This window comes from Pseudomonas cichorii, from assembly GCF_003700275.1.
In the GTDB taxonomy this organism is placed as follows: domain Bacteria; phylum Pseudomonadota; class Gammaproteobacteria; order Pseudomonadales; family Pseudomonadaceae; genus Aquipseudomonas; species Aquipseudomonas cichorii_B.
Window position 1 is genome coordinate 219,119 of the sequence record NZ_RBRE01000035.1, and the last position, 12,898, is coordinate 232,016.

The 12,898-nt window shown below is 57.7% G+C and carries 10 protein-coding genes and 1 pseudogene; 6 read left to right on the plus strand and 5 right to left on the minus strand.

Annotated elements, in window-relative coordinates; translation table 11 throughout:
* Positions 1–42 precede the first annotated feature (42 nt).
* On the minus strand, positions 43–1,329 hold the full coding sequence (locus ALQ04_RS08855) for a CitMHS family transporter (RefSeq protein WP_122315367.1): 1,287 nt from the start codon (positions 1,327–1,329) through the stop codon (positions 43–45).
* A gap of 98 nt (positions 1,330–1,427) precedes the next feature.
* A complete protein-coding gene (locus ALQ04_RS08860) occupies positions 1,428–2,360 on the minus strand; it encodes an SMP-30/gluconolactonase/LRE family protein (protein WP_122315368.1) in 933 nt (310 codons plus the stop codon).
* 428 nt (positions 2,361–2,788) lie between these two features.
* On the opposite strand from ALQ04_RS08860, the gene ALQ04_RS08865 reads away from it, so the two are divergent.
* From ALQ04_RS08865 to ALQ04_RS08880, 4 genes are all read left to right on the plus strand, one after another.
* The gene (locus ALQ04_RS08865) at positions 2,789–3,730 is read left to right on the plus strand and encodes a hydroxymethylglutaryl-CoA lyase (protein ID WP_122315369.1); all 942 of its coding nucleotides are present in this window, start codon (positions 2,789–2,791) and stop codon (positions 3,728–3,730) included.
* The gene (locus tag ALQ04_RS08870) at positions 3,727–4,929 is read left to right on the plus strand and encodes a CaiB/BaiF CoA-transferase family protein (protein WP_122315370.1); all 1,203 of its coding nucleotides are present in this window, start codon (positions 3,727–3,729) and stop codon (positions 4,927–4,929) included. Before ALQ04_RS08865 ends, ALQ04_RS08870 begins: the two co-directional genes overlap by 4 nt.
* A 173-nt stretch (positions 4,930–5,102) precedes the next feature.
* Positions 5,103–6,422, plus strand: coding sequence for an MFS transporter (locus tag ALQ04_RS08875; protein ID WP_122315371.1), 1,320 nt, complete (start codon positions 5,103–5,105; stop codon positions 6,420–6,422).
* 154 nt (positions 6,423–6,576) lie between these two features.
* A complete protein-coding gene (locus ALQ04_RS08880; RefSeq protein WP_122315372.1) occupies positions 6,577–7,329 on the plus strand; it encodes an IclR family transcriptional regulator in 753 nt (250 codons plus the stop codon).
* Between the two features lie 511 nt (positions 7,330–7,840).
* On the opposite strand, the pseudogene ALQ04_RS27215 reads toward ALQ04_RS08880, so the two are convergent.
* From ALQ04_RS27215 to ALQ04_RS08895, 3 genes and pseudogenes are all read right to left on the minus strand, one after another.
* Positions 7,841–8,014: pseudogene (locus ALQ04_RS27215) on the minus strand (phage antirepressor); the annotation flags it as partial.
* A 391-nt stretch (positions 8,015–8,405) separates the two neighbouring features.
* Complete coding sequence (locus tag ALQ04_RS08890) at positions 8,406–9,398, minus strand: aldo/keto reductase (protein ID WP_310886503.1); 993 nt, start codon at positions 9,396–9,398, stop codon at positions 8,406–8,408.
* 527 nt (positions 9,399–9,925) lie between these two features.
* Complete coding sequence (locus ALQ04_RS08895) at positions 9,926–11,044, minus strand: NADH:flavin oxidoreductase (protein WP_122315375.1); 1,119 nt, start codon at positions 11,042–11,044, stop codon at positions 9,926–9,928.
* A gap of 103 nt (positions 11,045–11,147) precedes the next feature.
* Here ALQ04_RS08895 and ALQ04_RS08900 point away from each other — a divergent pair, with 103 nt between their 5' ends.
* Together ALQ04_RS08900 and mexE are read left to right on the plus strand one after the other, a co-directional pair.
* A complete protein-coding gene (locus ALQ04_RS08900) occupies positions 11,148–11,522 on the plus strand; it encodes a helix-turn-helix domain-containing protein (RefSeq protein WP_122315376.1) in 375 nt (124 codons plus the stop codon).
* 130 nt (positions 11,523–11,652) lie between these two features.
* Positions 11,653–12,894 (plus strand): multidrug efflux RND transporter periplasmic adaptor subunit MexE, encoded by a 1,242-nt coding sequence (gene mexE / locus ALQ04_RS08905; protein WP_122315377.1) that lies wholly within the window; start codon positions 11,653–11,655, stop codon positions 12,892–12,894.
* Positions 12,895–12,898: the final 4 nt, after the last annotated feature.

Genomic DNA, 12,898 nt, shown 5'->3' on the forward strand with positions numbered 1-12,898 from the left:
AAAACCGGTGTGGTGAATCGCCCCGCATAACGGCGTAGACCCTCAGTTATAAATATCGATAGAACCCAGCACGACAGCGGCTACAAACATCACCAGGCAGGTACCGACGCACCAGAAAATGGAGGCTCGCTGGTTGTCGCCGTAGTCCACATCCAGGAGGCCGCACAGCAGATAAGTAGAGGCTACCAGTGGGCTGAGCAGGTGGACCGGCTGACCGATCAGGCTCGCAATCGCCATCTCCTGCGCTTCGATGCCGTAATGGCTGGCGGTCTCGGCCAGGATCGGCAGAATGCCGAAGTAGAAGGCGTCGTTGGTCAGGACATAGGTGAATGGCATGCTGATGAAGGCGGTAAACACCGACATGAAATGCCCGGCGGAATCCGGGATGACCATGATCAGGCTTTCGGAGATAGCTTTGACCATGCCGGTACCGGACATGATGCCGACAAAAATACCTGCCGCAAAAATCAGCGAGGTGACGGCCATGACGTTGTCGGCGTGCTTGCCAATCACCGCCTTCTGCGCCTTTAGCGTGGGAAAGTTGACCATCAGGCCCAGGGCAAAGGCGATGGTGAACAGCACCGGTAGTGGCATTAGGTTGAGCATCATCAGCGCGATCAGGGTGATGGTCAGCGCGGCGTTGAACAGAAAGCGCCAGTCACCCAGGCGAAACTCTGTGAACTGATCCATGAGTTCATCGTTGTCGAGCGTCAAGATCCCGAGGCGGCGTCGTTCTTTCAAGCCGAGCCAGAATGCACTGAAGATCACCCAGCCAAGCCCCGCAATCATGATTGGGATCATCTCGATAAACAGGTCGGTAATGTCGACGTGCATGGCACTGGCCGCGCGGGAGAACGGGCCGGCCCACGGCAGGATGTTCATCACACCAATGGTCAGGATCAGCACTGTCGCCATGACTTGCAGACTTATACCCGTACGGCGGTAGAGCGGGAGCATCGCTGCTGTGGTGATGATGTACATCGTTGCACCATCCCCGTCGAGGCCCACGCAAATGCCGAGGATCGCGGTGCCCACCACGATTTTCAGTGGGTCGCCCTTGACCAGCTTCAGGATCAACTTGATCAGCGGGTTGAACAGGCCTGCGTCCGTCATCATGCAGAAATACAGGATGGCGAAGGTGAGCATAATCCCCGTCGGGGCGAGCATTTTCATACCGTCGAGCATCATCGGGCCCAGGGCGGTGGAAAACCCGGCGAGGCAGCCGAATACGATGGGCACCAGCACCAGCGCAACCAGTGGTGACAGTCGCTTGCTCATGATCAGGTACATGAAGCAGGCGATCATTGTGTAGCTGAGGATCGTAAGCATGTGTCCCTCTTCTTATTGGTTTTGTTTGGGCAAAGAGCAGCCATTAGCGCGGTTCGAGGCGAATCGAATCCACGCGCCTTGGGCTTGCGTATCAGTAGTTACGTAGCGGCGTGCGAGAACATCGGCTTGCCAGGATGCTCCATGGCTATCCTGTGGATGTGGCCGGTTGAAGAGTCGGTCACGAACAGGTGCCGATTGCCTTCACCGCCAAACGCCAGGTTGGTCAAGGTCCGTCCTTCTGTGCAGGACCGCAGGCGATAGAGAGGCACCGCATGGCGATCGAAGACCCATACACAGCCATTGCCCGCATCGCAAACGAACAGATTGCCCTGGTCATCCAGTGCAATGCCGTCCGCGCCGCTCACCCCGCCCGCCATGGCCGTGAACACTCCGACCTTGGACGTCGTGCCGTCCGATTGAATGGGCAGGCGCCAGATCGAATTGCCCCGGGTCATGGCCACGAGCAATGCTTGCTCGTGCAGGTCCATGACCAGGCCATTGGGGCTCGGTCCGTTATCCAACAGACAATCCAGACGTTGGTTTTCCAGGTCATAGCGAAACACACGGCCACTGGGGTCCTGCATGCCGGTCTGGCCTTGGTCGGTGAAGTAGAGACGCCCTTCACGATCGAAAAACAGGTCATTGACGCCCTTGAAGCCCTCACTGCGACGGTGGGTAAGGAAAGGCTCAATACGCTTGCTGAGCGGGTCCAGCACCAGGATGCCGCGCTTGTAGTCGGCAATGAAAATTCTGCCATCACAATGAATTTTCAGGCCGTTGGGCCAGCCGTCGTACTCCACGACCAACTCCCACTCCCCCTGCGGTGAAATGCGAAAGATGCGGCCGTAGGGGATATCGGTCACGTAAAGATTGCCGGCCCGGTCGAAAGAAGGTCCTTCCAGAAAACTGGCAACCTTCTGGCCCGGTTTGTTGGCGCGAACCCAATCCGAGTCGCCGTTGCGCCAGAACTTTTCGGGCAGCCGGGTGAAGACTTCGGTGGTCCTCTCCTGAGGTGGGGGATACAGGCTCATGGCAGCACTCCGCGTATCAACTGGCATCGTGACAAGGAAGGCGAACCTAATTGCTTCAGGTAACACCCTGCCGTCCAGATGCACAGAAGTTCTTGTTTTTATATGTTCTACTAGATAGAACACCATTCCTTCTAACGGAATAACTTTCCAAGCATTTTGATCGCCTGTCAAGCGCGAGATTTCGCTGGGGCGTTGCGCGCGCAGAGCGAAGATTATTCCGCGGGATAACCAGAAGCTCTTTGAATGCGTGGGATGCAGGGGGTTGAGAGTGCATCGAGACAGCCGTTGACAGCAGGTATTTTTAAGGCTAACACTATAAATAGAACAATATTCTGCCTGACAGAACACACATAACAATACGTGCTTTTCCTAACCGCCGCATTGCGTGAATGTTCAACAGGCTGTCCCGCAGATGAGGAGAACCTACTGTGAAAGACGCCGCTGAAATCGACATCCTGGTAAGTGAAGTGGGGCCGCGTGATGGCCTGCAAAGCGTCAACGCCATCATGTCTACCGAACTCAAACTGGAATGGATAACGGCCCTGGCGACAGCAGGCCTACGCGAGATTGAAGTGGGTTCGTTTGTGCCTCCCAAGCTGCTGCCGCAAATGGCGGACTGTGCGCTCGTAGTGGCCCATGCGCTGACACTGCCGAACCTGCACGTGACCGCCCTGGTGCCTAATCTTCGTGGGGCTGAAGCGGCCTTTCATGCCGGTGTACACAAGATCACCCTGCCGATCTCTGTCAGTGAGCAGCACTCGATCTCCAACATCCGCAAGACTCACGCGCAGGTGTTCGAAGAGGTGAAGGCAGTGGTTGCGTTGCGCAACGAACGCTTCCCCGGTATCCAAATAGAAGCAGGCGTCTCCACGGCTTTTGGCTGCACGCTTCAAGGCGTGGTCACGGATGACGAGACCCTCGCCATTGCCATGAGAATGGCCGAACTCGGTGTAGATGAGGTCGGCCTGTCCGACACCGTCGGCTATGCCAACCCCACTCAAGTGCGCCGCCTATTCATCCGGCTACGCAACGAAATAGGCGCGCTCAGCGGCAGTGCGCACTTTCACAATACTCGCGGGCAGGGCCTGGCCAATGTCGTGGCGGCACTGGAAGCCGGTGTCACCACGTTCGATGGTTCCCAAGGCGGCATTGGCGGCTGCCCCTACGCACCAGGCGCCTCGGGAAATATCGTTACCGAAGACCTCGTTTACCTGCTCGAATCGATGGGCCTGCGCACCGGCGTTGACCTTGACCGCCTGGTTCATGCACGGGATTGGCTGGTTAAAGGGCTGCCAGGTGAACCGCTGTATGGCTTCATCCCGGATGCCGGCGTGGGCAAGAACTTCACCTATGCCAAGGAGCGCGTATGAGCCAGCCAGAAGAAAAACAGCTGCCACTGGCCGGGATCCGCGTGATCGAGTTCGTCCACATGGTGATGGGCCCAACCTGCGGCCTGCTGCTCGCCGACCTCGGTGCCGAGGTGATCAAGGTTGAGCCCGTGCCAGAGGGCGACAACACCCGTCGCCTGATGGGCTCCGGCGCGGGCTACTGGATGACCTACAACCGCAACAAGAAGAGTTTTGCGGTGGATATCAAATCCGACGAAGGCAAGCAAGCGGTGCGAAAACTCATCTCCACCGCCGATGTGGTCACCGAGAACTTCCGCCCCGGAGCCATGGAAAAACTGGAACTGGGCTATGAACAGGTCAAAACCATCAAGCCGGACATCATCTACAGCTCGATGAAAGGTTTCTTGCCGGGCCCCTACGAAAACCGCACCGCACTCGACGAAGTCGTGCAGATGATGACCGGATTGGCCTACATGACGGGCCCTGTCGGGCGCCCACTACGTGCCGGTGCGTCGGTCAACGATGTAATGGGCGGCATGTTCAGCGCCGTCTCCATCCTGGCGGCCCTGCTGCAGCGCAAGGAAACCGGGCGCGGTCAATTCGTCCAGACTGGACTCTTCGAGAACTCGGCGTTCCTTGTGGCCCAGCACATGATGCAGAAAGTGGTCACGGGCGCCTCTGCCGCCCCCATGCCCAGCCGCATTTCTGCCTGGGCGATCTATGACGTGTTCGATACGGATCAAGAAAACGAACAGGTCTTTATCGGCGTGGTGAGTGATAGCCAATGGCAGGCGTTCTGCACCGTCTTCGACTTCCAGGAACTGGGCAACGACCCGGCTCTGGCGCGCAACAACCAGCGTGTGATTGCTCGCGAGCAGATTATGCCATTGGTACGTGAACGCGTTGGCAGCATGAGCAAGCAGGCGGTGATGAAGCTGTGTGAACAGGCCGGCCTGCCCTTCTCCCCGATTCAACGCCCGGACGACCTGTTCGACGATCACCACCTCAACGAATCCGGTGGCATGACAGAACTGGCTCTGCCCAACGGCGAGACCGTGAAAGTGCCGATGCTCCCTTTCGAGATGGACGGCCAGCGTTTTGGCGCACGCCTGAATGCTCCGCAAATGGGTAGCCACTCTCGGGAACTGTTGGAACAACTCGGTTATACCGCCGAGGCGATCGACGCCCTTGAGGCCACAGGCACGATCAAGAGCGCCTGACCGGCGCCACGACAGGCCAGCCTGGGCCCGTTGCGGCTGCCAATAAATCTGAACGCGCCGAGGGAGGCTCGGCGTGAACCGCAGAACGGAGTGCCGGAACCGCACGAAATTCTGCTAGAACCGTCGGCTTATCCCGCCACGGTATCCATAACAACAATACCGAGGATACAGTCATGGCTAACGTCACGACCACGGCTTCCCACTTGCCCCAGTCCCAGCCTGAAGTGCATTCCGGACTTCAACGCCGAGCGATGAAAAAAGCCGCCTGGCGCCTGATTCCACTGCTTGCACTGGCCTATTTCTTCAACTATCTGGACCGCACCAGTGTTGGTTATGCCGCGCTGCAGATGACTGATCAGCTCGGCCTTACTGCGGCCCAGTTCGGACTGGGCGCCGGCATTATGTTCGTCGGCTACTGCCTCTGCGAAGTGCCCAGCAACCTGGCAATGTACCGTTTCGGGGCCCGGGTGTGGATGGCACGCATCATGATCAGTTGGGGCCTGGCCGCAGCGGCCACAGCCTGGGTTATCGGCCCTTATAGTTTCTATGCCGTGCGCTTCATCCTGGGTGTGGCGGAAGCGGGCTTCTTCCCTGGCGTGATTTTCTTCCTGACGCTGTGGTTCCCCGCGCAATACCGTACACGGGTATTGGCTTGGTTCACCGTGGCTACCCCTATTTCCTTTCTGGTCGGCGGCCCGCTGTCGATCTGGTTGCTACAGATGCACGGCATCTGGGGCTTGGCCGGCTGGCAATGGATGTTCCTGATCGAGGGCATTCCGGCGTGTGTGCTGGGGTTGATCACATTGAAGGTCCTGGCAAACCGCCCCAGCGAAGCCAAATGGCTGACGCAGGAAGAACGTGATGCCCTGAACGACATGCTGGAAAAGGAAGCCTGCAAGAACCAGAAACGCCATGACTTCAGTGTTGTACTCAAAGATCCACGCGTGTGGATCCTCAGCTCGATCACCTTCAGCTTCACCATCGGCACGTACGGCATTGGCATCTGGCTTCCACAGATGCTCAAGGCGCATGGCGTGGAAATCAGCATGATCGGCTGGGTCGCGGCCATTCCCTACTTTTTCTCCACACTAGGCCTGCTGTTCTGGGCCAAGTATGTCGACCGCACAGGCAGAGGCATCCTCAACCTGGTGATTGCGCTAGTGCTGGCGGGCCTGGCGTTGATGTTCGCACTGAACATGAACGCACTGGTCCCGGCGCTGATAGGCATCACCCTGGCCCTGGTCGGGACGATTTCCGCGAAAACCATCTTCTATACCTTGCCGGCCAAGTTCCTTTCAGGCCGGGCCGCCGCGGGAGGGATTGCGCTGATCAATACCTTTGGCGCGTTCGGAGGCTTTGTCGGCCCCTACCTGATGGGCTATCTGAAAGACGCCACGCAGTCGTTCACCGCTGGCCTGATGGTCATGGGGTGCGTACTGTTCTTTGCCGCGCTGATGGCCCTGTCGCTGCGTTTCTTCATGCGTGACGCTTGAGCAGCGAATGCTCAGGGCCAGAATCATGTGCTGCCAGACAGACTAGTCGGCGAGTAGGCGCTGCGGGTAAGGTATCGTCAAATTGCTCACCAGTCGCAGGGGTGAGCCTACTCACGATGATGGATTTGCAGCCCAATCACTGGCCTAAACGACCATGAACAGTAACGAAAAACCTGAGAAAGATCCCGCTGACGGCGGCGTTGCCGCGGTGGACCGCGCCTTTGCGATACTAGGCGCCTTCGACACGCAGTGCAGCGTGTTACCACTGGCGGAATTGGCGCGCCGCACCGGCCTCTACAAAAGTACCATCCTGCGCTTAATGATCTCCCTGGAAAGAGCCGGTTACATTCGTCGATTGCCGGACGGACAATTCGCTATCGGCCACGAACCCCTTCGGCTGGCACCGCTTTACCAAAGTTCATTTCGCCTGCACGACATCATCTACCCAATACTCGAAACGCTCTCGCAAGAGAGCGGGGAAACTTCCTCGTTCTACGTCATCGAAAACGACAGTCGGGTGGTGCTTTTCCGCGTCGAACCCAAGCGTTCCGTGCGGGTTTCCATTCACGAGGGTGATCGTTTTCCACTTAACGCAGGGGCTTCGGGAAAGATTCTGCGGACTTTCGGCCCGTCTGTTGCTGATGCACTCACCAATGTTCGCGAGCAACTCTGGGCAAGTTCTTTTGGCGAACGCGATCCCGATACCGCAGCGGTGTCGGTACCTGTGTTCGGCATGAAAAACGAACTCAAAGGCGCCCTGACCCTTTCGGGCCCCTCCGAGCGGTTCAACGAGGACGCCATTATGAGTGCGCGCAAGATGCTGTTGAAACTGGCAGCCCAGGCCACCGGTGCGCTGGGGGGGGACGCTCGGGAGTTACAGCAGGCCATTGCAAAGATCGAGAGGTGAACCGTTCCACCGAGGCTGGCGCGACCATTGACCATTCAGCGTATCCAGCACCCTCCACAGGCCCGCCCGAGCCGCAGGTTAGGTGCTGCTATCTGCACCGGCAGCTGGGCCGCCGGGTGCTCACCCGGTCTTAATCGCCGCCGGGTGTCACCCGCTCTGCTGTGACTACCGTGATCGCTCATGTACGGCGCATGAATGCAGGCAAAATTGGGGGCATATTAAGATTTTTTCAAACTGAAACTACCGAGCTAGAGCCTTTTCGGAATGTTCTTCGGAGATCCAGATAGCCTTTGAGTGCCGGAAAGCGGCAGTGCATCCCAGCTTCGCACCGTCCATTACAAGTCAAAAAACAAACACCGATCGCCTCCAACTCTCAAAGCCAGAAACGATCACCCCTCATCAAACAGAAAACGATTTACGCCCGCAACCCCATCTCCGCCACCAAGGCTCTCTTGTCGAATCAGGTTGCACCTGAGCCAGTTCGGGCAGATCCCGCAACTTCACCCATAACAAGTTTGAAGGTGGAGCGTTCGTCTAGCTGTTTGCCCATCAAACGAGCCAGATCCGATAAAGGAAACCAGGCCTGAGCGTCCAGCATCACGGCGCGCAGCATACGATGGTGACGAATGAAGACGATGGGCTCAAAGTGGTCGGTACAGGGAGGTGACGGGTATGGAAGGTCCATTGTGTGAAAGCTCCTTGTGAGAAAAAGAGCTGCCGGAGACGTCGTCAAACGAATGGGGTGGAAGCTGTGCCAAGGTTGACGAACCGGCCTTCACTCGCGCACACCGGCAGACCCGAAGGTCTCCGACGCACAGCCGCCATAAGGCATGCCTCCTGTATGAATGCAGGAGGCAGCATGGAGCGCAATTGCGAGTGCAGGGTTCAGGTCGTCAAACCTGGTCGCTGATTTGGCAGCGACGCAGCACACTAGACATCTGAACAGTCACTCGCAAGGGGGCGGGATTTTCTAGGAAATTTCATTCAAGGGAAAGGGAATATGCGCAGGTCCAGACGCCTTTGGGACTGCCTGGAGCAGTAAAAAACATCAGCCCCACTACCAGACCACCCAAAACTCAACCCGGAATTTCCGCCCCCGAAGAAATAATCTTCTCCTCCCGCAGCACTTCCCAGAACTGCCCGGGAATCCTGACATTCATCGACTGCGCATTCGCCGTGACCTGCCCTGGCACGCGAGCGCCCGGAATAATCGCCGAAACTATCTTTGGCGCCGCCGCGAACTGCAAGGCGGCCGTGCGCATGTCGATGCCAAACCGGTCGCAGATTGCGAATAACCGGGCTCGTTTCTCCGCGACTCCAGCAGGCAGTTTGGTACTGAAGTTATAACGATTTCGGCCACCCAGAAATCCGTCATTCAGCGGAGTACCAACAACTACCGATATTCCTTTGCTGGCCAGCGCCGGGAAGGTTTTTTCGACGGCGTATTGGTGATCGATAATCGAATACTGACAGGCCAACAACATGATATCCGGGACCGGAACATTTGTTTCGGCAGAAAGTATTGCCGCGTCGGGGGCATTGATGCCGAAACCCCAGGCATCGATCAGGCCTTCTTCGCGCATTTTCGTCAGTTCTGCCATCGCTCCCTTGGCAGCAATATCAAAGTTGCTGCGCCATGAACCAGGCAGCTCGGTATTATCCGGCCCCAGGTCATGGATATAGACGATATCTATCTTGGCCAGACCCAGGCGTTGCAGACTGTCTTCAACAGAGCGACGTGCTCCCGCAGCGGTGAAATCATATTCATAGCGAAATGGCAGTGGCTCGGTCCATAAGGAGTCATCGACTTTCGCACCCGGACTGGCCTTGAAGACTCGTCCGACTTTTGTCGATACCAGATATTCATTACGCGGTTTACTTCTCAGGAACTGGCCCAGTCTATGTTCGCTGAGTCCATAACCATAAAACGGCGAAGTGTCGAAATACCGCACTCCAGCTTCCCACGCCTGATTCAATACGGCGTAGGCCTGTGCATCGTCAACAGGTGCAAATATGTTGCCTATCTGGGTTCCGCCCATGCCAAAACGAAATGGCGTGCTGTAGCGCATACCTTCGCGTTTGGCGTTAAGTGGTAATTGCGTGCCTTGTATGGGGCCACGAGTGGGTAATACCGAGCCCCGTTCCGATGGAGAAAATTGAGCAGCGCCTGACAGTGATTTGACCTCAGCGGCTGAAGCCATGCCTGGTAGTACGGCAAGCGCGACAGTGCCGCCCGCAAGCTGCATGAAGTCCCGACGGTGCATAGTGAATATCTCCGAAAAGAGTGAGGCTACTCCCGCCATCCGTGGCCTGTAGAAAGGCGTGATCAATGCAGCACTGCCGCCGATACGTGTCGAGATACTACCTGTTGATCAGCGCTTTAAAAGTACTTACAAAAAGGTAAGCAAAATGATTGGCAAACTTAATCAGCGGACTTTTGTAAGCATGTATTTCGACAGCCATACTGCTTTCAATAAAAAACGGACGCGCCAATACTCTGCTGAATATTCCTTGCGCCGAAAATCAATAACAAATGCGTGGAGCTACTCACCAAACCGGTGAGCAGCCCACGGTCAACAAGTGCAGTACAGCGAACCTAAACCAGCTCGGCCAAGGATGCGGCGTTGAATCCGTTCAGGTTTGCATAGTCGTCCTTCTCCACTCGGGTTACCCATTCAGGGTCACTGAGCAGGGCACGACCGACAGCGATCAGGTCGAACTCGTCGCGCTCCATGCGCTCGATGAGACGATCCAGGCTTGCCGGGGCCGATCCCTTGCCGGCGTAGGCGTTGGTGACATCGTTATCCAGGCCAACCGAACCGACGCTGATGGTCGCGGCACCTGTCACTTTCTTGGCCCAGCCCGCACAGTTGAGGCCGTTCTCGCCATCGATCTCGGGGAATTCGGGCTCCCAGAAGCGCCGCTGCGAGCAATGCAGGACGTCGACGCCAGCCTCGACCAACGGCAACAGCCATTCCTCCATCATTGCAGGCGTTTCAGCGACGCGGGCTCCGAAGTCTTGTTGCTTCCACTGGCTGACGCGCATGAGGATGGGAAACTCGGGGCCGACTGCATGACGTACGGCAGCAACGATTTCACTGGCAAAGCGCGAGCGTTCCTTGATGGTCGGACCGCCGTAGCGATCGGTACGCTGATTGGTGCCCGCCCAGAAGAACTGATCGATAAGGTATCCATGAGCGCCATGGATCTCGACCGTGTCGAAACCCAGTCGCTGGGCATCCGCAGCTGCCTTGGCGAACGCTGCGATGGTGTCGGCGATATCTTCTTCGCTCATCGCTACGCCACGCGGATCGCCCGGTGAATCAAGACCCGAAGGGCTTTCTACTGGCGCGTCGGGCTCCCAGCCATTGATGTAGCGCGCAGCACCGGTGTGCCAGATTTGCGGAGCCATTCGGCCGCCGGCGTGGTGCACCGCATCGAGCACATTCTTCCATCCGGCCAGGGCCGCGTCGCCATGGAAAAACGGAATTCCCGAATCGTTGCGTGATGCAGGACGATCAATCACGGTGCCTTCCGAGAGGATCAAGCCGACCTGCCCCTGCGCACGCCGCTGGTAGTAGGCAGCACTTGCGTCGCCAGGTATGCCTTCGGGTGCGAAGAGCCGCGTCATCGGCGCCATGACAATACGGTTTTTCAATTCGAGCGAGCGGATGGAAAAAGGCCGGAACAGGACACTGGTATCAACGTTTGACATGAATATGGACTTCATTGCGTGTGGAGGGCATATAAGTATATTTTGTAAACTAGATGTCAATTAGGCACCTGAAGTCGCCCAGGTATCCCGGAGGAAACCCCCAGTGCTCGATATACAACCGCAATGCTTCTCCTCGGAGTGCCCTAGCCGGGCACTGTTCGATCAAATTGCAGACAAGTGGTCGATGATGGTTCTGGCAGCGCTGGATGACGGGCCGCAGCGCTTCAACATGCTCAAACGCCGCCTGGAAGGCGTGACTCAAAAGTCGCTGACCCAGTGCCTGCGACGGCTTGAACGCAATGGGCTGGTTGCACGGCATGTCATCTCGTCTTCGCCCGTGGCGGTGCAGTACGAAGTCACGCAGCTAGGCCGCACCTTGCAGCACCCTCTGCGTGCGCTGCACGAATGGACGCTCGCGAAACTGCCCGAAGTAGAGACTGCCCGGCAGCAGTTCGATGGGGCGCCGGATGCAGCATGAAGCAGCGGATTGATGAGGTGAGACGTCACTCTTATCATTCCCGATGATAATAACCTTCGGTTTATTCGATTCGTTAATACTCACCCCGCGCAACAGAATCCGCCCATCTCACACTACCGGCGGATTTTTCATGTCTCAGTCTCTCTCTCATTTGCGCTATCCCCTCACAGCCCTGGCTTTGATTGTGATCAGCGCCTGCGGACGTGCGCCTGAGGCCACAATGGCTCCAGCAGCCGCCAAAGTCAGCGTCGCCAAGGTGCTGGAGCAACCGATCAATGAATGGGACGAGTTCACCGGGCGTCTCGAAGCGCCGGAAACCGTCGAGGTTCGGCCACGGGTTTCCGGGCAGATCGATCAGGTAGCGTTCACCGACGGTTCGCTGGTGAAAAAAGGCGATCTGCTGTTCCAGATCGACCCGCGCCCTTTCCAGGCCGAGGTTCGCCGTCTTGAAGCCCAGTTGCAGCAGGCTCGTGCGGTAGCCAATCGCAGTACCAACGAAGCCGAGCGCGGTGAGCGTCTGCGCACCAACAATGCAATCTCGGCCGAACTGGCCGACTCGCGAACCACTTCGGCCCAGGAAGCCAAGGCAGGTGTCGCGGCGATTCAGGCGCAGCTGGATGTGGCAAAACTCAACCTGAGCTTCACCCGGGTCACGGCACCTATCAACGGTCGTGTCAGCCGGGCGGAAATCACTGCCGGCAACATCGTGACCGCCGATGTCACGCCCCTGACCAGCCTGGTTTCCACCGACAAGGTCTACGCCTACTTCGACGCCGACGAGCGCGTGTTCCTCAAGTACACCGAACTGGCACGCAAGGGTCAGCGCGGCCAGACCACTCCGGTGTATCTGGGCCTGTCCAACGAAGCTGGCAACCCGCATCTGGGCCAGATGAACTTCGTCGACAACCAGGTCAACCCGCGGACCGGCACCATCCGTGGCCGTGCCGTGTTCGATAACAGCGATGGCAGCTTCACTCCCGGCCTGTATGCCCGCCTCAAGCTGGTCGGCAGCGGCACCTATTCGGCGATGCTGATCAACGACGAAGCCGTGGGCACCGATCTGGGCAAGAAGTTCGTACTGGTGATGGACAAGGACAACAAGCCGACCTATCGCTTCGTCGAGCTGGGTCCCAAGGTTGAAGGCCTGCGCATCGTCCGCAACGGCCTTGGCAAGGACGACACCATTGTCGTCAAAGGCCTGCAACGGGTTCGTCCCGGCCAACCGGTAGATCCGGAAATGACCCCCATGGCTTCCAGCGAAACGCTGGCCGCACTGCTCAAACAACGCCAGGCCCTCGAAGCCAGCAACCTGCCACAAGTGGCGCCCAAGGCGGCCGTCAAAATCGCCAGCGCAACTGCGCCTCGCGGCTAAGGTA